This is a genomic window from Tepidibacter thalassicus DSM 15285 (assembly GCF_900129915.1).
Classification (GTDB): Bacteria; Bacillota; Clostridia; order Peptostreptococcales; family Peptostreptococcaceae; genus Tepidibacter; species Tepidibacter thalassicus.
In genome coordinates, this window is the sequence record NZ_FQXH01000006.1 from 20,453 (window position 1) to 45,309 (window position 24,857).

General features: G+C 26.9%; 22 protein-coding genes and 2 tRNA genes. 2 read left to right on the top strand and 22 right to left on the bottom strand.

Annotated features, from left to right (window positions below; genetic code table 11):
• Positions 1-108 precede the first annotated feature (108 nt).
• The 12 genes from BUA19_RS02020 to polA form a co-directional block, all read right to left on the bottom strand.
• Positions 109-1,128, bottom strand: a complete 1,020-nt coding sequence (locus tag BUA19_RS02020; RefSeq protein ID WP_072723224.1) for a LacI family DNA-binding transcriptional regulator — start codon at positions 1,126-1,128, stop codon at positions 109-111.
• Between the two features lie 122 nt (positions 1,129-1,250).
• Complete coding sequence (locus BUA19_RS02025; RefSeq protein ID WP_072723225.1) at positions 1,251-2,363, bottom strand: ABC transporter ATP-binding protein; 1,113 nt, start codon at positions 2,361-2,363, stop codon at positions 1,251-1,253.
• A gap of 20 nt (positions 2,364-2,383) precedes the next feature.
• Positions 2,384-3,178, bottom strand: coding sequence for an endonuclease/exonuclease/phosphatase family protein (locus BUA19_RS02030; protein ID WP_072723226.1), 795 nt, complete (start codon positions 3,176-3,178; stop codon positions 2,384-2,386).
• Positions 3,179-3,182: 4 nt separating this feature from the next.
• Positions 3,183-4,835, bottom strand: coding sequence for a PTS transporter subunit IIBC (locus BUA19_RS02035; protein ID WP_207645963.1), 1,653 nt, complete (start codon positions 4,833-4,835; stop codon positions 3,183-3,185).
• Between the two features lie 37 nt (positions 4,836-4,872).
• Positions 4,873-6,537 (bottom strand): glycoside hydrolase family 13 protein, encoded by a 1,665-nt coding sequence (locus tag BUA19_RS02040; RefSeq protein ID WP_072723227.1) that lies wholly within the window; start codon positions 6,535-6,537, stop codon positions 4,873-4,875.
• A 241-nt stretch (positions 6,538-6,778) separates the two neighbouring features.
• A complete protein-coding gene (locus tag BUA19_RS02045) occupies positions 6,779-7,900 on the bottom strand; it encodes a copper amine oxidase N-terminal domain-containing protein (protein WP_178137422.1) in 1,122 nt (373 codons plus the stop codon).
• 256 nt (positions 7,901-8,156) lie between these two features.
• Positions 8,157-8,363 carry a hypothetical protein gene (locus BUA19_RS02055; RefSeq protein WP_207645964.1) on the bottom strand — a complete coding sequence of 69 codons (207 nt, stop codon included), beginning with the start codon at positions 8,361-8,363 and terminating at the stop codon, positions 8,157-8,159.
• Between the two features lie 225 nt (positions 8,364-8,588).
• Positions 8,589-8,675: transfer RNA gene (locus tag BUA19_RS02060), tRNA-Leu, on the bottom strand.
• 84 nt (positions 8,676-8,759) lie between these two features.
• A complete protein-coding gene (locus tag BUA19_RS02065) occupies positions 8,760-10,313 on the bottom strand; it encodes an ABC transporter substrate-binding protein (protein WP_072723230.1) in 1,554 nt (517 codons plus the stop codon).
• Entirely contained in the window at positions 10,255-10,869 is a 615-nt protein-coding gene (locus tag BUA19_RS02070; protein ID WP_072723231.1) for a lytic transglycosylase domain-containing protein, read from the bottom strand. The genes BUA19_RS02065 and BUA19_RS02070 overlap by 59 nt, the downstream gene beginning before the upstream one ends.
• Positions 10,862-11,464, bottom strand: a complete 603-nt coding sequence (gene coaE / locus BUA19_RS02075) for a dephospho-CoA kinase (protein WP_072723232.1) — start codon at positions 11,462-11,464, stop codon at positions 10,862-10,864. The genes BUA19_RS02070 and coaE overlap by 8 nt, the downstream gene beginning before the upstream one ends.
• Before the next feature lie 8 nt (positions 11,465-11,472).
• Positions 11,473-14,112 (bottom strand): DNA polymerase I, encoded by a 2,640-nt coding sequence (gene polA, locus BUA19_RS02080; protein ID WP_072723233.1) that lies wholly within the window; start codon positions 14,110-14,112, stop codon positions 11,473-11,475.
• A gap of 117 nt (positions 14,113-14,229) precedes the next feature.
• Between polA and BUA19_RS02085 the strand changes: the two genes are divergently transcribed.
• Positions 14,230-14,316 (top strand) — tRNA-Leu (locus BUA19_RS02085).
• A gap of 36 nt (positions 14,317-14,352) precedes the next feature.
• On the opposite strand, the gene BUA19_RS02090 is transcribed toward BUA19_RS02085, so the two are convergent.
• A complete protein-coding gene (locus tag BUA19_RS02090) occupies positions 14,353-15,507 on the bottom strand; it encodes an AlbA family DNA-binding domain-containing protein (RefSeq protein WP_072723234.1) in 1,155 nt (384 codons plus the stop codon).
• A 93-nt stretch (positions 15,508-15,600) separates the two neighbouring features.
• Here BUA19_RS02090 and BUA19_RS02095 point away from each other — a divergent pair, with 93 nt between their 5' ends.
• Positions 15,601-16,509, top strand: a complete 909-nt coding sequence (locus tag BUA19_RS02095) for a selenium metabolism-associated LysR family transcriptional regulator (protein ID WP_072723235.1) — start codon at positions 15,601-15,603, stop codon at positions 16,507-16,509.
• Between the two features lie 5 nt (positions 16,510-16,514).
• On the opposite strand, the gene BUA19_RS02100 is transcribed toward BUA19_RS02095, so the two are convergent.
• From BUA19_RS02100 to pdxR, 9 genes are all read right to left on the bottom strand, one after another.
• Entirely contained in the window at positions 16,515-17,348 is an 834-nt protein-coding gene (locus BUA19_RS02100; protein WP_072723236.1) for a carboxypeptidase-like regulatory domain-containing protein, read from the bottom strand.
• Between the two features lie 52 nt (positions 17,349-17,400).
• Positions 17,401-18,282, bottom strand: coding sequence for an MSCRAMM family protein (locus tag BUA19_RS02105; protein WP_072723237.1), 882 nt, complete (start codon positions 18,280-18,282; stop codon positions 17,401-17,403).
• 15 nt (positions 18,283-18,297) lie between these two features.
• A complete protein-coding gene (locus BUA19_RS02110) occupies positions 18,298-19,158 on the bottom strand; it encodes an MSCRAMM family protein (RefSeq protein WP_072723238.1) in 861 nt (286 codons plus the stop codon).
• A 178-nt stretch (positions 19,159-19,336) separates the two neighbouring features.
• Complete coding sequence (locus tag BUA19_RS02115; protein ID WP_072723239.1) at positions 19,337-20,719, bottom strand: aminopeptidase; 1,383 nt, start codon at positions 20,717-20,719, stop codon at positions 19,337-19,339.
• 97 nt (positions 20,720-20,816) lie between these two features.
• Complete coding sequence (locus BUA19_RS02120; protein ID WP_072723240.1) at positions 20,817-21,473, bottom strand: response regulator; 657 nt, start codon at positions 21,471-21,473, stop codon at positions 20,817-20,819.
• A complete protein-coding gene (locus BUA19_RS02125; RefSeq protein WP_072723241.1) occupies positions 21,457-22,620 on the bottom strand; it encodes a sensor histidine kinase in 1,164 nt (387 codons plus the stop codon). Before BUA19_RS02125 ends, BUA19_RS02120 begins: the two co-directional genes overlap by 17 nt.
• Before the next feature lie 124 nt (positions 22,621-22,744).
• Positions 22,745-23,203 (bottom strand): chemotaxis protein CheW, encoded by a 459-nt coding sequence (locus BUA19_RS02130; RefSeq protein WP_072723242.1) that lies wholly within the window; start codon positions 23,201-23,203, stop codon positions 22,745-22,747.
• Between the two features lie 12 nt (positions 23,204-23,215).
• Positions 23,216-23,386 (bottom strand): DUF896 domain-containing protein, encoded by a 171-nt coding sequence (locus tag BUA19_RS02135; RefSeq protein ID WP_072723243.1) that lies wholly within the window; start codon positions 23,384-23,386, stop codon positions 23,216-23,218.
• 15 nt (positions 23,387-23,401) lie between these two features.
• Positions 23,402-24,829 carry a MocR-like pyridoxine biosynthesis transcription factor PdxR gene (pdxR, locus tag BUA19_RS02140; RefSeq protein ID WP_072723244.1) on the bottom strand — a complete coding sequence of 476 codons (1,428 nt, stop codon included), beginning with the start codon at positions 24,827-24,829 and terminating at the stop codon, positions 23,402-23,404.
• Positions 24,830-24,857: the final 28 nt, after the last annotated feature.

Genomic DNA, 24,857 nt, shown 5'->3' on the forward strand with positions numbered 1-24,857 from the left:
ATTTCACAAGCTAATGCAAACGATTGCATCAACTTTTAAATTTTTTTCTATAGATTTAAAAAATCTATAGAATTTATATAAATCTAATAAAATTTATTAGATTTATAACTAAATTAATTTCGTAGATTCCCTTTCTATAATTTTATATTCTACAATTTCTTTACTATTCTCATTTTTTTTATTTTTCAATATATTAAATAATTTTTTACAAGCTATTTTACCTAATTCCAATGAATTTATATCTATAGAAGTTATAGATGGATTTGCATATTTTGCTAAAAAACTATTGTTAAAACTAGCAAGCATTATATCTTGTGGAACTCTATATTTTTCTTCCTTTATTTTTTTCATAGCTCCAAGACTCATTAAATCATCTGATACTATAATTGCATCAGGTATATTTTTTAGCTTTAACAACTCACCTGTAAGTTTATATCCACTTTCTTCTAAAAATTTATCAGATATAAAATAATTTTCATTAAACTCTAAATTATTATCGCTCAATGCTTTTTTATATCCCTCAAATCTATTTTTAATAACTACAGAGTGAAGTTCCCCACCTATAAATGCTATATTTTTTCTCCCCTTTTTAATTAAAAGAGAAGTCAATTCATAAGATGCCTTTTTATTATCATTATCTACACTAGGTATATCATCGTATTCAAGACACGATCCTATCAGAACAAATGGAACTTTATTTTCTCTTAAATATTTTATAGATTCATCATTTTCATTAGAACGAGTTAAAATTAAACCATCTACTTTTTTCCCCTTAATTAAACACTTTAAAATATCTATTTCATCTTCATTTTTACGACTAGTAGAAATTAATATATCATAACAATTTTTAGATGCAACTAAACTTATTCCTCTTAAAGATTCTTGAAAAAATGGATTCATAAATATATCTTCTGAACCATACGGCATTATAACTCCTATTGTATTTGTCTTATTATTTGCAAGACTTCTAGCTATTGAATTAGGATAATAACCAAGCTCCTTCATAACTTCTAAAACTTTTTTTTTAGTTCTTTCACTTATTCTTGAATCATCAGATACGACTCGTGAAACTGTAGAAGGAGATACTCCTGCTTTTTTTGCTACATCTTTTAGTGTGACATTTTTCATTACTACTCCTCCTTGTAAATATTATTATTTAAACCATGCAATCGTTTGCATCAACCTTTGTAATGTAATTGTAACATGTGTTTTTTTTCAAATCAAGAATAAGTTTTTATTTTTCTAATTTTTTATAATATTATGTTCACTTCATTTTCTTTATCAAATAAATGTATTTTATTAGCATCCATAGCTAAAATCACTTCTTCATCATCTTTTAATTTATATCTAGCATTTAATCTAGCTGTCATGCTTTGTCCTCCGACATTTAAATAAGCATAGATTTCTGCTCCCATATTTTCTTTAAGTTCTACTTTTGCTTTAAAAGAAGTTTCTTTAGAATTATCTATAAACACTTTTTCCATGTGAATATTTTCTGGTCTAATTCCTAAAATAACATTTTTTCCTATATATCCTTTTTCTTTTAATATTTTTCCTTTTCCTAAAGGTATATTTATTTTTATATCAGCAAATGAAGCTATTATGTCTTTCCCTTCTTCAGTAATTAAAACATCTATAAAATTCATTTGAGGAGATCCTATAAATCCTGCAACAAACATATTAATAGGATTATCATAAAGTTCTTGAGGAGTATCTATTTGTTGAACTATTCCATCTTTCATTACAACTATTCTATCTCCCATAGTCATAGCTTCAACTTGATCATGTGTTACATATATAAAAGTAGTTCCCAATTTTTTATGAAGCTTACTTATTTCTGTTCTCATTTGAGTTCTAAGCTTTGCATCTAAATTTGACAAAGGCTCATCCATTAAAAATACCTTTGGCTCTCTAACTATAGCTCTCCCTAAAGCAACTCTTTGTCTTTGTCCACCTGATAAAGCTTTAGGCTTTCTATCTAACAAATGTTCCAAATCTAATATTTTAGCAGCTTCTTTGACCTTTTTATCTATTTCTTCTTTTGGAACTTTTCTAAGCTTTAATCCAAATGCCATATTATCATAAACACTCATATGTGGATATAATGCATAATTTTGAAAAACCATTGCTATATCTCTATCTTTAGGTGGGAGATTATTTACAAGCTTATCACCTATATACAATTCTCCTGAAGTTATATCTTCAAGACCTGCTATCATTCTTAAAGTAGTCGATTTACCACAACCTGAAGGACCTACTAATACTATAAATTCCTTATCATTTATATCTATATTCACATTTTTTACAGCTTTATACCCATTATCATACTCCTTACATATATTCTTTAAAGTTAAACTTGCCATAAAATCAACTCCCTTAAAATTTATTTAAATTTAATTTCAGTCTCTACTCCAAAATGATCTGATATAATCGGTTTATTTATATTATTAAATATGACTTTTGAATAATTTACTCTTAACATCTTATTTGTAAACACAATATCAAGTCTTAAATCCTGTTTATTTCTCTCCCAACCTGCAATTTTTCCTTTCACAGTAATACCTTCATCTTTTTCTTGCGCTAATTTATATGTATCATATAATCCGCAGTTGATTAAATAGTCATATCCTTCTCCTCTTATAAATGCATTATTGTTAAAATCTCCCATCAAAAAACACAGTTCATTTTTATTTACTTTTTCAATAAGATTATCTACTTGTATCTTAAAAGGTTCTTCACTATCATTCCACCATCCAAGATGACAAGAATAAAATGATATAGGCATATTATAATAGAAAATTTTAACTCCAACTACCTTTCTTGTTTTCCAAAAATCAACATCCACGCTTTGTGATACGAAAAATGAATATTTTTCTATAATAGGATGCTTAGTTAAAAGAGCAACCCCTTCTTCATAAACATCATATCCAATATGAGAAAAATCCCAAACAAACTCATAATCACTCACACCAATTTTTTCAAGTTCTTTCAATAACACAAAGGCAAAATTATCTTTTTTAATATTATTAAAAACCTTTTCTTCATCTATCGATTGACTAACTTCTTGTAATGCAATAACATCATACTCTTTTTCTTTAATGGTTTTTGCCAAACATTTTATTTTCTCTATTTGATTTTCCTCTTGCCAAGAATGACAATTTAATGTTAATAACTTCATAAGTTTAAGCTCCTAACAAATCTTGAATATCAGATTTTAATACATCTGCCTTTGGACCATATACAGCTTGAACCCCTCTATCTTTTACAATCAATCCTAATGCCCCATTTTGTCTCCATTCTTTCTCATTTGCTACTGAATTTAATTCTTTTACAGTTACACGTAGACGAGTCATACAAGCATCTACTTCTACAATATTTTCTCTACCACCTAATAATGTAATAACCTTTGTCGCTAAATCTTTATTTTTCGTATTTTTGTCTGAACTTCCTTTATTAGATATTTCTTCTGTTTCAATATAATTTCCTGCACGACCAGGAGTTGGTATATTTAGTTTCTTTATTAAAACGTTAAATACAGTAAAATTAATACCGAAAAACACTGCACATGTAACTACAAAATTAATAATATCTTTTACTAATCCTGCATTTATAATCATAGGTGTACGAGTTAATAACTCTATAAATCCAAAAGCATGAATACGTAAATTTATAATATCAGATATTGCAAATGCTAAACCTGTTATAATAGCATAAACAATATATAATATTGGAGAAACAAACATAAACATAAATTCTATAGGTTCTGTAACTCCTGTTAAAAATACTGCTAATGCTGCTGAAAAGAACATAGACTTGTATTTATCTTTTTTATCTTTATCAACATTCATGTACATAGCTAAAGCAACTCCAAGTAAAGATGCTGAAGAACCTATTATTTGACCTACTTTAAAACGTGCTGGAACAACATTTGCTAATAAATTTTTGTATCCAGAAATATCTCCAGCAACTTTTAAATTGTTTAAATCATTAATCCATGCAAGCCATAATGGATCTTGCCCAGCCACCACTTGACCTGCTTTTGCACCTGTTAAAATAGTATATGCACCACCAAGTTCTGTATAATTCATCGGAATTGTAAGCATATGATGAAGTCCAAATGGTAGTAATAAACGTTCTAATGTACCATAAATAAACGGTGCAACAATTGGAGCACTATCCTTTGATGTTGCAATCCAACGTCCAAAACCATTTAATCCACTTTGTATAAACGGCCAAAATAAAGATAAAATTATAGCAGTAATTACAGAGCCTAAAATAACAACAAATGGAACAAAACGTTTGCCATTGAAAAACGCAAGTGATTTTGGTAATTTATCAAAATTATAATACTTATTATATAGAGAAGCTCCTAAAAATCCCGAAATTATTCCAACAAATACTCCCATATTAAGCGCTGGAGCACCAAGTATAGAAGTAAAATAATCTTTTACAACTAAATCACCAGCTAATAACGAAGATACTACTGAATTTGGATCATTTAACATTGAATTATTAACTCCAAACACACAACCTGTAATACGGTTAATAAGTATAAAAGCTAACAAAGCTGCAAATGCACCACCAGCTCGCTCTTTTGCCCATGAACCACCAATTGCAACTGCAAATAACACATGTAAATTAACAATAATAGCCCATCCAATGTCTTCCATAACCCTGGCAATAGTTTGAAATGCAACAACATCTCCAGTCAACATTGCTATTAATTTACCCATAGAAATCATAAGACCAGCAGCCGGCATAACCGCCACCACAACTAATAATGCTTTTCCAAATTTCTGCCAAAAATCAAACGACATAAATTGCATTTTCTTCATTTGTTATTCCTCCTAAATTCTTTTTTAGATTTTCTGATTAGACAATACTGTAAACTCTTGCTTCATATGCTTTTAGTACAAATTTTGTTATATCATCATGATATCCAACAGTATAATTAGATAATAATAATCCATTATATTTTAATTTAAAATTATCATAATCATATAAAGCTTCTCTATCTGTTAAATTACAAATAACAACTGCTTTTTGATTATCAAAAGTTCTTATATAAGCATAAATTTGCTCATCATTTTCTAAAATAAGATCATATTTTCCATATGTAAATATTTCATTTTCTTTCCTAATGCGAATCATCTTCTTATAAAAATTCAATATAGAATTAGGATCTTTTTGTTGTTTTGCTACATTAATTTCTTTGTAGTTTGGATTAATTTTAAGCCATGGCGTTGCAGTTGTAAAACCTGCATTTTCAGATTCATCCCACTGCATAGGCGTACGAGCATTATCTCTTGAAGTTGCCCAAACAACATTCATTATATCTTCATAAGATATACCTTGATCCTTTTTAATATAGTACATATTTTTTGTTCTCACATCATTGTAATCTTCAATACTTTCAAACTTAACATTAGTCATACCAATTTCTTGACCTTGATAAATAAAAGGTGTTCCTTGCATCATAAAATACATAACAGCCAATGATGTTGCACTTTCACGCCAATATTTTTTATCATTTCCCCAAGTAGAAACAGCACGTGGTATGTCATGATTTTCAATATATAATGCATTCCAACCTTTTCCTTCAAGACCTTTTTGCCACTTTGTGAAAACCTTTTTCAAACCTATAATATCCAACTCTTTATTAGTTTCAGCATCCCATAAATCCAAATGTTCAAATTGAAAAACCATATTAAATTTACCTTTTTGTTCACCAACCCAAAGCTCTGCATCTTCAACCTTGACACCATTAGCTTCACCAACTGTCATTATGTCATATTTTGAAAAAGTATTATATTTTAGTTCTTCAAGATATTCATGAATTCCTTCTACATTCATATGTTTATCAAATGAAGGAACATATTTAAGTCCTTTTGGATTAGGCATATCCTTTAATCCTTCTTCTTTTTTTATATGACTAATAGCATCAACTCTAAAACCATCAATACCTTTGTCTAACCACCAATTAATCATATTATAAATAGCTTTTCTTACTTCAGAATTTTCCCAGTTTAAATCTGGCTGTTTTTTAGAAAACAAATGCAAGAAATACTGATCAGTATTTTCATCATATTCCCAAGCAGAACCCCCAAAAATACTTTCCCAATTATTAGGCTCTTCTCCATTTTTTCCATCACGCCATATATACCAATCACGTTTTGGATTATTTTTTGAAGAACGAGATTCAATAAACCATGGATGTTCATCACTTGTATGATTAATAACTAAATCAATTATAAGTTTCATACCTCTCTTATGAACTTCATTTAAAAGCTCATCAAAATCGTCCATTGTACCAAATTCATCCATAATATCTTGATAATCACTTATATCATATCCATTATCATCATTTGGCGATTTATACATTGGACAAATCCAAATAACATCAATCCCTAAATCCTTCAAATAATCTAATTTTGATATAATACCTTGTAAATCACCAATTCCATCCTTATTTGAATCCATAAAACTCCTTGGATATATTTGATAAGCAACAGACTCTTTCCACCATGCCTTCTTCATAAAATAAATCTCCTTTCTTTACATTCTATGCAAGCGCTTGCACAAAATTTAAAAAAATATTAAATAATAAAATATTATTTTATTATTTAATGCAAGCGTTTGCATAGAATTTTAAAACATCCCCTTAAACTATATTACAATATTAATTTATAATAAATTTACCAATAAGTCAACATTTTTTTTATAATTTCTACATTTTTATTACCTCATACCTTATAAGGTATGAGGTAATATTTATTTTTTAATTAATATTACTTTCTATAGATTCTTCTTTTATCTGTTTATCCATTTCAGTATTTTCTATTCCGTCTAATAATTCACTTTCTAATTCCGTTTCAATACCTTCTTCAGTTGTTATTTCATCTATAGTTTGTTCATCTTGATCTTCTATTTCTATTGATTGTTCATCTGGATCCCATTTAACTTTAAGCCCTAAATTCTCAGCTACAAATCTCAAAGGGACAACAGTTCTTCCACTCATTATCTCAGCTTTTGAATCAAGTTTAACTTTTTTTCCATCTACTATAGCTATATCACTGCCTATTTTTAGTACTATATTCTTACCATCCTTTGTTATAGTAATTTCCTTACTCTCCTCATTCCACGAAATATCAGCTTTTAATCCTTCAGATATAGCTCTTACCGGAAGTAAAGTTCTTCCTTCTTTAACAACCGGTGGAGTATCAAATTTGAAATTCATTTTTTTAGAAATTATATTTTCTACAGGTAAAACTTTTACATTTGGATATTTTTCTTTTAATTTTTTAATAGTTTCTTCAATTTTAGCAAGTTCTTCTCGATTATAAGCTTCTTTTGCTGCTTTTTTTAATGCTTTTATTTGTTCCCTTCTCTCTTTTTTTAATTTATTTTTTAAATTTTCCCTTATTTCTTTTTTTATTTTTTTAATCATTTCTCTTTTTACTTTATCATCCATTTGATCTTTAAATTCCTGTTTTATTTTTTCTTCCATTTCTTTCTTCATTTTTTCAATTATTTCTTTTCTTATTTCTTCTCTCTTCTTTTCTTTGATTTTATCTTTCATTTCTTCCTTTATTTCTTCTTCTATTTTTGATTTTATTTTTTCTTCAATTTTTTCACGCTTAATCTTTTCTTCCATTTCTTTTTCGAGCCTATGTTTTACTTCCTCATTCTTATCATTTTTCAATTTTTCATTTGTTTCTCTTTTTATCTTTTTTTCCATTTCATGTTTCTTATCTTTTCTCAACCTATCCCTTTTATCATCTTCCTTATGTTGTCTAATGCTTACTTGTTTAAAATCTTGTTTGTTATTCATCATAGCAAAAGAACTAGTTGGAACCATTAATGATCCTGCTAAAATCAAAGATATCATTCTTTTATTCATTATACACCTCTCCTTTCATATGTATATTAACTTCAATTTAATAATCGGCATATTTTCGATATTTTTCAACATATTATTGCAATTTTTTAAAATTCTACAATATTCAAACATTAGCAAAAACTAACATAATTTTTTATACAAAAAAAGGCCCTTAGGCCTTTATAAATCTTTTTACAAACTATAACTTAGGTTATTAATTTTATTAAAATTTATAAGTTACATTAAAAATTTTAATAAAACTATTTATCAGTCAATGTTAAACATCTACTCTGACCGGGTGTAACCCTACACCCTCTATCCCCTCTGCAAATGCTTTGGGGAATACTTTTTTTACTATTTGATAAGCTCCATTTAAGTCTGCATTAATTAATATCCCTTTATTTGATTTAAACAAACCTCTCTTAATCCTTCTTTTTTTATTGTAATTTTCTTTTATAGATATTTTAGCAATATCACTTCTCATATAAAGTATTATACAATATAATGTTGATTTTTAATCAATCTTGTTTAAGTTTTATTAATCATTTTAAGCCATGGCTGTTTTAATTGTCTAGTTGTACCTATATTTTCAGAAAAAAGAATAATATATATGAGGCCTAGAAGATTTTCTTGGGTCTATAATATTTAGTGTTGGTGAAAACTAACATAATTTTTTATACAAAAAAAGGCCCTTAGGCCTTTATATAACTGGTGCGGATGGTGGGATTTGAACCCACACGAGCATTTGCTCACTACCCCCTCAAGATAGCGCGTCTGCCGATTCCACCACATCCGCATATTAAATTGTACAACATTATTTTAATTGTTTTTTTCATCTAAGTCAATAGTTTATTATAAAAAGGAGCTAATAAAAGCTCCTTTAGTATTTTACAAATATATTCTCAATTCCATTGTATATATTAAAATTATTAGAATTTAATTTTCCTTTTATTTTATTGTTAAATACTAAATTTTCATCTCTTATAAGCAAACTTATAAACGGAAGATTTTCCTTTACATATTTTTGAAGTTCATAATAATTTTTAATCTTATCCTCTTCTTTTACAGAATTCAATAACTTATGAACCAAAATGTCCATATTAGGATCAACATAATTCGTAAAATTAGTAACATTATTAGGATAAAGTGCAAATGTAGGATCAGGAACCACAGGAAGTTTCCATCCAAGCAATACCATATCATAATCTCCAACTGAAAGTCTATTTAAAATTTCTTCCCAAGAAAGCTCTAATACTTCTAATTTTATATTTAAATTCTGTAACTGTTCCTTGATTATATAAGCTGTTTTTAATCTTTCAAAATTTGTTTGATCAACAATAAGTGTAAATTTAATATCTTGAAATTGAGTTTTGTTTAAATATTCTCTAGCTTTTTCTAAATTATAACTATAATTTTTTATATTTTTATTGTAGTATTTCGAATTAGAATTCAAAGGAAATTCTACAATTTCCCCTTTTTTAAGATATACTTCCTTCAATATTTTTTCTCTATCTATAACATATGCAAGTGCTTTTCTCAAATTTAAATCTTTTATATATTCATTATTAAAATTTAAAGCTAAAAACTCATAATTTTGCCCTCTATATTTTTGAGTATCAAATCTCTTTGCCGGAAATTTCCCACTTATTATTTGGTCTATTTGACAAATATCTGTTTCTAAAGATATAAGCATACTTTCTTGTGCTTGTTTATCCGGAACTATAACCATTTTTATCTCATTTATATAAGGTTTTTTATCATAATAATTTTCATTTTTAACTAACTCTATGTATTTTCTCTTTTCATATTTTTGTATCTTATACATTCCAGATCCAATCAAATTATTTTCATCTAATTTTATATCATTTATACCCAATCCATTTAATTTATGATTTGGAAGTATAGGAAACAAAAGATTTTCAAGCGAAAATGAATAAGGTTTTAAAAACACAATATTAAAACTAGTGTCTGATAATATTTCTACAGAATATATATTTGAAACTAAAGTATAATAAGGACTTTGATTAAGTGATTTTAATAAATCCACTGTAAATTTAACATCTCGAGAAGTCAATTTTACTCCATCATGCCAAATAATATCTTTTTTTAAATTTATATTTAAAATAGTCCCATCCGGTGAAAAACTATAACTATCAACAAGTTTTGGAACTACATTGTAATTTTCATCTAATGTAAATAAACTATCATATACTAATTTTAATGCATAATCTAAAGACTTTTCTTTATTTAAAAGAGGATTTAAAGTTTTAAATTCTACTACAGAAATACTTATTTTACCACCTTCTTTAGGCATTAAATTTTCTAATTGTAAATGTGCATTTTCCAAATAACCATTTAATTCATTTTCATCAGAACTACACCCAAAAAGAAAAACAACAACAATTAAAAGAACAATAATTTTTAATTTCCTCATCGGTTTCTCCTCTTTCTGCATAAAGAATTTTATATATTTTATAATATTTTTTTACCTTCTCAACATATTTCTTTGTTTCTTTAAACGGAATATTAGTTAAATTTATTCCATTATAACTATATCTCTCATCTTTTAACCATTTATTTACGTTTCCAGAACCTCCATTATATGCAGCTATTACTAAATCTATATCTTTAAATTGTTCAAAAAGCTTATTTATATACCAACACCCTACTTTTATATTTGCTTGAGGATCAAAAATATTTAAATTTTCCATGCCAAGTTCTTCCATGGCCCACTTTTGTGTTCCTTCACTAATTTGCATAAGACCTCTTGCGTTTTTATGAGATTTTGCATAAGGAAAAAATTTACTTTCTGTCTTTATTATAGCAAAAACAAGATAAGGGTCTATACTATATTCTTTTGAATATTTATACACATATTCCTCATAGTGAATAGGGTATATTATTTTTAAAAACTTTTTTATATTAAATAATCCCCCTATAATAAAACATAAAATAATTATGCAACCAATAAAATATTTTTTTTTATTCAATTTTTACATCCTCCAAGCTATCTAAAAATTTTTCTATCTCTATTTTAAGTTCATCTACTGTATATGAATTATCTATTATATAATCTGCATACTTTTTCTTTTCATCAACACTCATTTGAGCATTTATTCTTAAAATAGCTTCTTGCCTTGATATATTATCCCTACTCATTATCCTTTTAATTTGAATTTCTTCACTACACACAATAAGCAATATTAAATCAACCATATCAATTAAATTTGCTTCTATAAGAAGAGGAGCATCGAGTATTATAATTTTTTCTCCTTTGTTTTTATAAAAATTTATTTTATCTTTTATTTCTTCTTTTATTTTCGGATGAGTTATAGAATTTAACTTCACAAGTTTACTTTCATCAGAAAAAACAATATTTCCTAATTTTTTTCTATTCAAACTGCCATCTGAATTTTTAATCTCATCTCCAAAACAATCAAAAATCTCCTGAAGAGTATTTCCTTTATTTAATATTTCTCTGGAAATTTTATCAGCGTCAATAATACTTATATTTTTTTTCGCCAGTATGTTAGATACTGTGCTTTTTCCACTTCCTATCGAACCTGTAAGACCTATTACCTTCATATTTTCACCTACTTAGCTTCATACCACGACTTTCCTAAACTTAAATCTACTTTTAAAGGAACACTCATCTGTAGGGCTTTTTCCATTTCTGTTTTTAATATATCTTTCACTATATCAACTTCACTTTCATGTGCTTCTATAATAAGTTCATCATGAACTTGAAGTATCAGTTTAGATCTCAATTTCTTTTCATTTAATTTATTAAAAACATTTACCATGGCAATTTTTATAATATCTGCAGCACTACCTTGAATAGGAGTATTCATAGCAAGCCTTTTACCTAAATTTTTAATCACAAAATTCTTAGAATTAATTTCAGGAATATACCTTCTTCTATTTAAAATAGTAGTAACATATCCATTTTTTTTGGCATTATCTACTACATTATCCATGTATTCTCTTACTTTAGGATATTTATTAAAATAATTATCTATATATTCTTTTGCTTTTTTAACAGGTATATTTAAATTTTTAGATAATCCAAAATCACTAATTCCATATATTATACCAAAATTCACAGCTTTTGCGGCATTTCTCATTTCACTTGTAACATCTTTTACGTCTACATCAAAAACTTTAGCAGCAGTACTTGTATGAATATCTTCTTCTCTTAAAAAAGCATCAATCAAATCTTCATCTTTACATATATGGGCAAGTACTCTAAGTTCTATTTGAGAATAATCCGCATCTAAAAGTACATGCTTTTCATCTGATATAAATACTTTTCTTAAATTTCTACCAATTTCAAGTCTAACAGGTATATTTTGAAGATTAGGTTCAGTCGATGAAATTCTACCAGTAGTAGTAATAGTTTGATTAAAAGAAGAATGAATTCTACCACTTTTTCTATTTATTATATTGAGTAACCCATCTACATATGTAGTTTTTAACTTAACTATTTGTCTATACTCAGAAATTTTTTCTATTATTGGATGTTCATTCTTTAATTTTTCAAGAACTTCAGCATTTGTAGAATATCCTGTTTTGGTCTTTTTTATTATAGGTAAATTCAATTTTTCAAACAAAATTACTCCTAACTGTTTAGGAGAATTTATATTGAATTCTTCTCCTGCTAAACTATATATATCTTTTTCTAAATTAGCAATTAACAATGTATATTCTTCTTTTAACTCCTCAAGTTTTTCTATATCCACCTTAAAACCTTCAAATTCCATATATCCCAAGACTTCAATCAAAGGTATCTCAACATCATAAAAAAGTTTTTCCATATTGTATTCTCTTATTTTATCTTCCATTTTATCTTTTACATTGACAATTATATTTAAAATATTAGAGAAATAATCTATCAATACATATTCATCTAAATCTTCATATTTTTTAGCATTCTTGCCTTTTCCTAAGAGTTCTTCTTTAGATACCACCTTTTTACCCAAATACTTTGCTGCAATATTATCATGAGAATAACTTGAGCTAGTTGCATCTATTAAATACTCTGCTATAGCTATATCAAAATTCATATTTTTAAGGATTATATTATAACTTCTAAAAGATATATAATCTTCTTTTAATTTATACCCATACTTTTTAATATCTGTAGATTCTAATACTTCTTTTAGTTTTAAAATACTTTCTTTTTCTTTTATATAATATATATTTTCTCCATCTAAAGTTATGAATAAATAAATTATATTTTCATCTAAAAGTTCTCCTTCTTTTGATACCGTTTTTAAAATCATATACTTTTTATTTTTTATTTCTTCTATTAACCTGTCAATTTCTTTAAAAGATATATACTTTCCATTTACAATTTTATTTTCCTTATTCTTATTACTACTTATTCTTCCTATTAAACTATTAAATCCAAATTTATTAAAAAGTTTTATTATTCTTTCTTCATCGCAATCTTCTAATTTTAAAGCATCTATATTTATTTCCACAGGTATATTTCTAACTATAGTTGCTAGACGTTTACTCATTAAAGCCAAATCTATATTTTCTTCTATTTTCTTTTTTACACTCCCTTTTAATTTATCTATATTTTGTACTAAATTTTCAATGCTATTAAATTCCTTTAAAAGTTTTATTCCCGTCTTTTCACCTATTCCTGGAACCCCCGGTATATTATCTGATTTATCTCCCATAAGCCCTTTAAGGTCTATAAGTTGAAATGGTGTTAATTCATATTTCTTTAAAACTTCATCGTAATCATATTCCTCAAGTTCGCTAAGTCCTTTCTTAGTTATCAAAACTTTAGTATTATTTGAAGCAAGCTGAATTGCATCTTTATCTCCAGTAACTATAAAAACTTCAAAACCTTCTTTTTCTGCAAATTGTGATACTGTACCTATTATATCATCGGCTTCAAATCCCTCTATTTCAAGTCTATGTATATTAAAAGCATCTAAAAGTTCTTTTAAAGGCTCAACTTGCATTCTCAATTCATCAGGCATTTTCTTTCTTCCTGCTTTATAATCTTCATATTGTTTATGTCTAAATGTTGGAGCTTTTAAATCAAAAGCTACACTTATATGTGTAGGGTTATAATTATCTATTATTTTAAATAACATTGTTGTAAATCCATATATAGCATTTGTATGTAATCCTTCTTTATTCATGAGATCTGGAAGAGCATAAAAAGCTCTATTCATCAAAGAATTCCCATCTATTATAACAAGTCTTTTATTCAATATAATCACTCTCCATAGTAATATAACTCATTCTTACTGTATTATAACAAAAAAATAAAATTGTAAAAAGGGTATTGAAATTTTTTACCTTCTATGATATTATATTTCTTGTAACTCGCCGGTGTGCTGGAATTGGCAGACGGGGCGGACTCAAAATCCGTTGTCAGCAATGACGTGTGGGTTCGAGTCCCACCACCGGCACCAAATCAGAAGGGTTTTAACGAATTTTTATTAATCTCGTTAAAACCCTTTCTTATATTTTACTCCCGGTAGTATAACTCTAAACAAATTTCTCTTGTATATATTAAAAAATTTCACATTCCCTATATTTTCAAAAGATTTTTTAATTCTATTAAATCCCATTCCACTTCCCAAAAATCTCATTTTATCATCTAATATTAAAAGTCTTTGATATATCCAATTATTTCTTCTTGAAGGATTTTTCTCTTTCAAAATAGAACTTATCGTATCTTCAGTCATTAAAACACCAGGATTATTTATTTCTACCTTGTTTTTTCCTAAATAAACAACTATTTCTCTACTAAAATCAAAATAATCTCTATGAACTAAGCTGTTTCTAATACATTCATACAACCCTTCTACTGGATAATTATAATACTTAAGTGAATTTTTCAAATAAAATTCAACTTCATCCAACATATACATTATATTTCCATGAAAAATTTTAACTATACTTTCTTTTTCAATATCATTAATAACTTTTATAGAAGATCCTAGTATATGTATTTGAGGGTGTTTCCCAAATACTAAAAGCCCTCCTAAACTAGGATAATACTTTCCTTCTTCTGTTTTTACGCATATTCCTATGTTTTCAAGTAATTCAATAGATATCTCTTCTTTTAAATTTATTTTTTTACAATAATCATATACTAATTTTTCATCTATTTCATCCAATTTGCTTTCATAAATAGGCATCATTTCAAGATTTATTATCCCGCTTTCTTGAAACATAAGTGCAACTTCATATCTCCTTGCTACATCAGTAGTAGAACCCCTCCTTATATAAAAAGTTCCATTTTGTCTTAATTGATGAGGTCTTTGATAACTTTTAAATATAGTAAGTATCCCCAGTATTTTTCCTTCATATTCTACATATTCCATCCTTATAGGAACTGGTGGATCTATCCTATTTGATAATATTTGCTGTATCTTTTCTTCTATATAATCATCTTTTTCTATTCCTACTACTCTTTTGGTTTTATCTTCTACTCCAAATATTATATATCCTCTTCCACCATGAGTATTTGCTATCGCAGCAATATCTTTAGCTAATTCTTTCTTTTCTCCATTAGTATTTAAACTTATTTTTAATTTATAATCGAGTTTTTCTCCTTCAGATTTTCTTAAAAGGGATGATATTTTACTTTTATCCAACAAACCACCTTCTTTTTTTAAAAAATATGTTGCTTTTTACCAGTTTATAACTGTATGATATAATTATAATATATTTAAATGGAGGAAGTAAAAATGGATTTTAAACAACTAGAAACATTCATCGTAATAGCTAAACATAAAAGTTTTTCAAAAGCTGCTAAAGAACTTTTTTTAACACAGCCAACTATTAGCAACCACATTCAAAACCTTGAAAAAGAGCTTGGAACTATATTAATTAATAGAAATAATAAAAATATAACCTTAACAAAACCTGGAGAAATTTTATACACTCACGCCCTTGAAATATTAAATTCCAGAAAAAAAGCTTTGTATGATTTAAAAAAATACGAAGGAAAAATAGAAGGAGTAATAGAACTTGCATCGAGTTCTATTCCAGAAACATATATATTACCTAAAATTATAAAATCTTTTACTGCAAAATTTTCAGATGTTAAATTCACTATAAGCCATTATGATTCTCAAGATGCAATAGAAGAAATATTAAATGAAAAAATACACTTTGGTTTTGTTGGAACTAAAATTCCAAATCCTCAGATAGAATATATTGATTTAATCGAAGACGAACTTGTGTTAATAACTCCTTATGATTATAATATAATACCTTCTTCTAACGACTATATTAGTATTAAATCTATCAAAAATAAAAATTTAATAATGAGAAAAGAAGGTTCTGGCACTAGAGACATTATAATTAAAAACCTTAAAAAAAACAATTTAACTTTAAATTATTTCAATATAATAGCTCTTGTTGAAAGCAATGAAGCTATTAAAGAAATGGTAAGAGCAGGTCTTGGATTTTCTATAGTTTCAAGTAAATCGATTACAGATTACGTTAACTGTAATATATTAAAATCCTATAAAATCAAAGAACTTAATTTAAAAAGAAATTTTTATTTTACATACTCTAAAAAAAGAATCCCAACTCCTCTTGAAAAAAAATTTATAGATCATGTATTAGATTTTTTTAATAAGCATCAATAATAAAATTATAATTTAGCTTTTATTATATAGTTTCCATAAGGAATATTTAAAAATTTATATATACCATTTTTGTTACATAAAGTGTATTTAACAGGTTCTAATTTTTTATTTTCTTTAACTCTATATAATACTACTACAGCATTTTTTATTATTTTTCCATCTTCATCTCTAATCTGCCCTATTATTTTAGTACATAATTCTTTCTTTTTAAGTTTTATATCTATATCATAAATTTTATGTTCCTGCTCAACTTCAATACATCTTTTATATATATTATATTTAGAATCGTTTATAAGCACCTTATATTTCCCACTTACTATATCTGAAAAAACAAATTGTCCATAAATGTTTGTTTTAGTAACTTTACATACTTTACTTTTATTATTACAAATACTTTTCAATAAATATACAGTAATGTATTTCAAAGGAATATTGTTTTCATCCACTAAATGTCCAGATATCAAAGAAAGATTCGATAAATTTGATTTTTCTAAAAAAATGTCAAATTCAATTATTCGCGAACACAATAATAAATGAATTGTATCGATTTTATAACATTCCTTTTTAGCAACTATTTTCACTTCAGTATTGTACTTTGCTCCAAAAAATATATAAAAACCATCTCTATCACTATATGTCAAACCTATTTTTTTATTAAATTTATCGTAAAAAATTATTTCAACATTTTCAATAGAATTTTCATTAAAATCTTTTATATACCCATATATAAGAATATTATCTGCATACTCATTCTTTTTTAACTCTAAATTCAATACAACTTCTCTATTTTCTTCTGTAATTTTAGCAGTTTCAGATTGCCCTAACACATATTTATCCATAAAATCAACCTCGTATATTTAATGGGTATGTACAATACATACCCACTGTATTTTATAAAGTTTCTTTCGTCTTATTTGCTTTAATTTTATAATTTCCTTGTGGTACTTGCTCAAACAAATATAATCCTTCACTATTTGTCCAAGTAGTTCTAATTGGAGTTAATATTTCTTTGCCTTGTTCATCTTCTCTTACTTCAAATAAAATAACATACGCATTTTCAACAGGAACGCCATTTTTATCTTTTATGATTCCATTTATAGTTCCATTTCTACTTGAAGGATCTATAACCATGTTTATAACTGTATTTCTAACTTGACCTGGTCCATCTATAACTAATGTAGTTCTATTATCTTTATACCCAAATAAAGATGCTACTATTTCATACATTCCCTGTGGAATATCAAAAAATGCAAATTGGCCGTATTCATTAGTATAAGTCGTTCTTTCTAATACCGGTTGAGAATCATTAATGTTGTATAATCTTACAGTAACACCTTCAAGTGATTTTCCTTCTATATCTACTACATCTCCTGCTATTAAACTACTTGATGCACTTGTATCAGGAGATATAACAAAATCTCTTTCTACTTGTTGTGATTTCTGCATTATAAATGGAGTTCCTTGTTTTAATCCATATCCATCTTTAACTGCTAATACAAGATACTGTACTCCTGCTTCTACTCCTTCTATTGTATACTGTCCTGTATCATCAGTAACAGCATGATATTTTGGATTATAATCTGTATCTGTTATTTTTATAGTTACACCTTCTAAAACCACTCCTTCATTATCCAATACTTTTCCATAAACTGTACCCGAATCACTTATAATATTATCTTCAAGTTCTAAGTCTATACGAATCTCTTCACCTATATCTTTTATAGACCCAAGTTCTGACTGACCTAATTTATAAATATCTTTATTTTCTGCCATATTATCACCTCTTTATTAAAATTCTTTATTTGCTTTTACAACGTATTTTCCTTGAGGAACATCTCCAAATAAATAAGCTCCACCAGATATTGTTCTTGTATATCTTACAGGAACCAATTTTGGATTTTCAGGATCTCCTGTAACCTGATATAATATAACTACTGCACCAACTACAGGATTTCCATCTTCATCTTCTATAACTCCATTTATAGTTCCCTGAGATTGAGTAGGAGATATTTCCATCGTTCCTTGAAGATTTATTATTGAACCTGGATTAGTTATGTTTATTTCAATTTCTATTGGATTGTATCCCTGTTTTGTTGCTCTTCCTATATAACTTCCCAATTCTAAATTTATAAAAGCACATTGACCATATTCATTAGTAGTAGTAACTGAAACTACTTCTTCTTTGCCATCAATAATTTGTAGCAAACTAGCTGTTACTCCTTCAAGCGGATTTCCCAATTCATCATATATATGAGCTGTAATAGTTGATAAAAGTGCATTAGGATTAGGTGTTATTATTGAATTTATTTCTATTGTTTGACCTGCTACTATTGAAAAGCTTCTCTCTTCTTTTAAAAAATACCCTGATTTTACTACATAAAGATGGTATTCAGAATTTGGAGGTATTGCACTTATTGAATATTTACCTTCTGAATCTGTAACTGCATGATAAAGTGGGTTGTAATCATGATCCATAATTTTTACTAAAGCTCCTTGAACCGGATTCCCATTGTCATCAGTAACAATACCTACTACTGAACCAGTATTTAAAAATGGATTTTTAGATAACTCTACATCCAATCTTATCTCTTGACCAACTTTTTCTAAATTCCCCTGTTGGGACTGTCCTAACTTATATATGTCTGCCATTTAGCTACCTCCTTTAAATGTATTTAATTACCTATTAGGTAATTAGCTACTATATGTTATGAATGACTTAATCTTTTGTTACCTATATAATGTATATTTTTTTAAAAAACATTTTATTCATAATTAAAGCCGTAGATTTTTTTCAAATCTACGGCTTATAACAAAACTTATTATTAAATTATTTTAAGAATGATTTATATGCCTTATAAGTTTCATAGCAATCTACTTTACTAACAACTTCTATTGGTGCATGCATACTAAGAACAGGTACTCCACAATCCACAACTTCTGCACCATAATTTGCAAGTATGTACGCTATTGTTCCGCCTCCGCCTTGGTCCACTTTTCCAAGTTCTCCTATTTGCCATGTAACTCCATTTTCACTAAACAATTTTCTAATTTCAGATACAAATTCAGCATTAGCATCATTACATCCAGCTTTTCCTCTAGCTCCTGTATATTTAGTTATAACAACGCCATGGCCCATAAATGCTGCATTTCTCTTATCTACAACATCAGGGAAATTAGGATCAAATCCACAAGTAACATCTGCTGATAAAACTTTTGAGTTCGCAAGAGCTCTTCTCAATTTTAAATCACTGTAATTTTCTTGTAAATTAATAAGCTCTGCCACTACATTTTCAAAAAACCTAGATTCCATTCCTGTATTACCCATAGAACCTACTTCTTCCTTATCTACAAACAATCCTACTGCTGTATATTCTGGATTTTCTATCTCAAGCATAGATTTAAACGCTGCAAATGTACATACTCTATCATCATGTCCATATGATGCTATCATAGCTCTATCTATTCCAACATCTCTCGCTTTACCAGCAGGAACTACTTCTATTTCAGCACTTACAAAATCTTCTTCAGTAATTGAATACTTTTCATTTAAAAATCTTAATATATTTTGTTTTACTACATCTTTTTCCTCATCCTTCATAGGAATATGACCTATTATAACATTTAATCCTTCTCCTGTAATACCTTCAGAAAGTTTTTTACCCATTTGATCTTTTGCTAAATGAATTAAAAGATCTGTTATGTATAAAACAGGATCATTTTCATCTTCCCCTATATTTATATCAACTTTAGTTCCATCATTTTTTAACACAACTCCATGTAAACTTAAAGGAATGCAAGTCCATTGATATTTTTTTATTCCTCCATAATAATGCGTTTTTAGAAGTGCTAAGTTTCCATCTTCATAAAGAGGAAATGGTTTTAAATCTAGTCTAGGAGAATCTACATGTGATCCTATTATTCTCATTCCCTTTTCTAAATTTTCTTTACCTATTATAAATAATGCCACACCTTTTCCTCTGTTATTTGCATATACTTTGCATCCACTTTGAAGTTTTCCGCTTTTAATAACTTCATCTAAAGAAATAAATCCATTTTGTTTTGCCTTCTTTATTATTTCTTCTACACATCTTCTCTCTGTTTTTGAATTATCTAAAAAATCCATATATTCTTTAGAGTAATTCATCAAGTTGTCCATTTCTCCATCTTTTAAATTTTTCCATGCACTTTTAAATTCATAAGTTAAACTCATATTTAACCCCCTCCATATAATAATATTTAAATGTATCACTTTTATTATACCATATTTTAGAAATTTTACATAAATAAAAAACAAACTTAACCGAAACTTATATCTTTTTTACATTGTTTTTATATGCATATATAGCAGCTTGAGTTCTATCAGATAAATCTAACTTTCTTAATATACTTGAAACATGATTTTTAACTGTTTTTTCACTTATAAACAACCTTTCTGAAATCTCCTTATTACTAAGTCCATCTGCTATCAATGATAGTACCTCGTATTCTCTTTTTGTCAAACTATTTAATCCACGTTTACTAGACTTACTTTCTTTTTTCCTATTTATTTCTTTTAAAAGTTCTCCAGCAAGATTAGGATGAACATAACTTCCTCCCTTGTACACATTTATGATAGCTGAAATTAAACTAGACGATTCTGAATCCTTTAACATATATCCATTTGCACCTAAATTTAAAGTTTCTATCAAATACTCTCTTTCATCGTATATAGTAAGCATTATAATTTTTGACGATGAATCCATATTTTTTAATGCCCTTAAAGTTTCTATACCATTCATATTGGACATATTTATATCTAACAAAATCACATCTATATCCATTTTCTTAAAAAATTCTATAGCTTCAACCCCATCACAAGCTTCAGCTACCACAGTTATATTATCCTCAAGCTCTAATATTCTAGCAAGACCTTCCCTCATAAGAGAATGATCATCAACTATCATAACTTTAATTTTGTCCCTCATAATCTACCTCCTTATTAGGAAAAGCAAATATTACTTTTGTTCCTTTTCCTATTTTTGAATCTATAGTTAATTGTCCATCTAACAAAGATGCTCTTTCTTTCATAAATCCAATTCCCAAAGAATCTTTTAATTTATCAACTGAATTTACATCAAATCCAATTCCATCATCTTCAACAACCCCAGCAACTCTTTTTTTATTTATATCTAATCTGATTTTTATATTTTTAGCTTTAGAATGTTTACATGCATTATTTAAAGATTCCTGAATAATTCTAAATGTCGTAAGTCTAATCAAAGAATTAGGTATTTTTTCATTATTTAAAACAGCTAAATCAATATTTATATCTTTTTCATACTCTATATCTGAAATAATTCTGTTTATTGTAGGAACTAATCCTAAATCATCTATAGATGAAGGACTTAAATCATACATAATTCTTCTTACATCTTTTAAAGTAGCTCTCAAAACATTTTTCATATTCTTAATTTCATCTTTAACAAGAGATACATTTTTACTCATAAGTCTATCGATTATTTCAAATTTTATGACTAAAGAGGCAATACTTTGAGCTGGTCCATCGTGAATATCTCTTACTATTCTTCTTCTCTCTTCTTCTTGCGACTTTATTATTTTCATTCCAAATTGAGCTTTATCTTCTAAAGAACTCATTTTTTTAGATACGTTTTCTAAATCTCCTACTAGGAAATCAACAATCGATTTCATTTTAGACATGTAGCTTTCGCCTTTTTTAAGTATCTCATTCATTTTTTTAAGCCTTATTTCTAATTCATTTCTGCTTTTTATTAAATTTCTTTCTTCTTCTCGTTTTAAAGTTAATTTAATCTGTATATCTTTAGCTTCTTCATAAGCCTCTTTTATTTTTTCCTCAGAATATTTTTGGAAATTCTTACTGATTAACGATAATCTCTGCTTTGCTTTTTTTTCTTCTTTTTCTAAATAATCTACTTCATCTATTAAAAGTTTAACTCTAATTTTTAAATTTTCCAATTCAATTTTCATTTGTTCACATTCACTATGAACACACTCGTATATAGATAACACTTCATCTTGACTATTTTTTATTGTTTCAACTACTTTGTTAAAAATTTCGTTTAAATTAACAAAATACTTACTTTCATCCAACATACTATACCTCTTTCACTATAATGTACTACATTACAATATATTATACTATAAATTTCCTTAGTATGTATATTTTTGTTTATTTATAATATAAAAAATAAAAGATTGTCAATTGACAACCTTTTATTTATATATCCATCTCACCTATTAAATCCTTTTCGTTTTCATCTAAAACTTTTTCTAAATCTAACATTATAATCATTTTATCTTCAAGTTTGCTTATTCCTTGAATATATGCCTTATCGACATCAACTATCAACCCCGGTGCTGGATCTATATTTTCTTCGTCAATAGATAAAACTTGAGATACATCATCAACCAAAAATCCAACTAACTTATCTTTTATACTTACAACTATTATTTTAGCTCCTTCTATTGATTCTCTATTATCTTCAATATTAAATCTCTTTTTAAGACTTATAATAGGAGTAATTTCTCCTCTTATATTAATAATTCCATCGACAAAATGAGGAGTATTTGGAACTTTAATAGTTTCTCTAACTTCACTTACTTCCTTAACCATCATAATATCAACGCCATATTCCTCTTTATTGAGCTTAAAAATAACGTATTTTTTTTCAGCCATAAATAGCCCTCCTTAATCTACAAATTCTATAGATTCCAATTTTCTTCTAAAATCTTTTCTAAAGTTTTCTAAATATTCTTTTCTCAATTTTTGTTGTTCTCTTTTTTCTATTTCACTAAGACCCTCAGTTTTTGCCTTTCTAGCTAAATAATTTATTCTATCTATTTTTTCTTTAGATAACATATCTACACCCTCTTTCTAAAAAAATAATCTATTATTTTTAAAATCAATATTATTTTTATGCTTCATTAAAAAATCATCTAATTTATCATTTATTATATCTATTCCCTTTTCTATTTTTTCGATATTAGTAGAAGCTATATTTAATCTAAAAAATCTATCTTCAATAGGATTATCAAAAAAATAACTTCCTGGAAGTATTGATACACCATAATCCAACAAATAATTTCTAAAATCTATAGAAGAATACCCCTTTGGAAGAGCTAAAAAAAAGTTAATCCCTCCACTTGGAATACTAAAATCTAATTTTCCTTCAAATTTATCTTCTATTAATTCTTTCATCTTATCAAATCTTATTCTATATGTTTGCTCTAAATTTTTCAAATGAATTTTTAAATTAAAATGTCTCATATAATAATATAGAGATTTTTGAACCAAACTAGAAGTCGATATATCACTAGAGTATTTTGCCCAAATTACTTTATTCAAAATCCCCTTTGGTATATCCATAAATCCAATTCTAAGCCCTGGCATTAATATTTTAGAAAAACTTTTTATATATATAACTCGCTCACAATTATCATATGATTTTAAAGTTTTATTATCATTTGAATAAAATTTAAAATCACTTAAAAAATCATCTTCTAATATATAAAAATCATACTCTTTTGCAAGATTAATTAATTTTTGTTTTTTTTCTTTACTATAAGAAATTCCTGTAGGATTTTGAAAATTCGGCATAACATAAATAAGTTTAGGTCTTATTTTTTCAAGTTTTAATTTCAATATTCCTAAATCTATCCCGTCTTTTAAAAGAGGTATCTGTATAACTTTTGCACCTTTAGTCTTAAATACCTCCAACGCTCCATTATAAGTTGGCTCTTCACAAAATATTACATCTCCATAATTGATTAAAGTTTTACAAATAATATCTATCCCCTGCTGAGCACCAGATATTATTTGTATTTTTTGAGGATTAGAATATATATCAAAACTTCTTAAATAATCACAAATAGCTTCTCTTAAATTAAAATATCCAAGCCCCTCATCATAATCAAATAATGATGGTCCCTCTTTTTCAACTGCCATATTTATAGCCTTTTTAAAATCTTCAACCGGAAAAATTTCAAGTGATGGATTTCCTATATCAAAGCTTATAATTTCTTCATTCAAATTAATGCTTACTTCTTCTCTATATTTTTTTATCTCTGAAATATAACTTCCACTTCCTACTATTTTATATATAAAACCTTCATTTTCTAATAGTTCATATGATTTTACTATTGTATTATTATTTACACTTAAAATATTTGCAAGTTTTCTTATAGGTGGAAGTTTTTCATTTTTTTCAAGTTCTCCATTTTGTATCATTTCTTTTATTTTTATATATATTTGAAGGTATTTAGGAATATCTTTTTTATCCAAACTAAATTTATATTTCTCCATATGTATCACCTGTTCTATTATATCATAA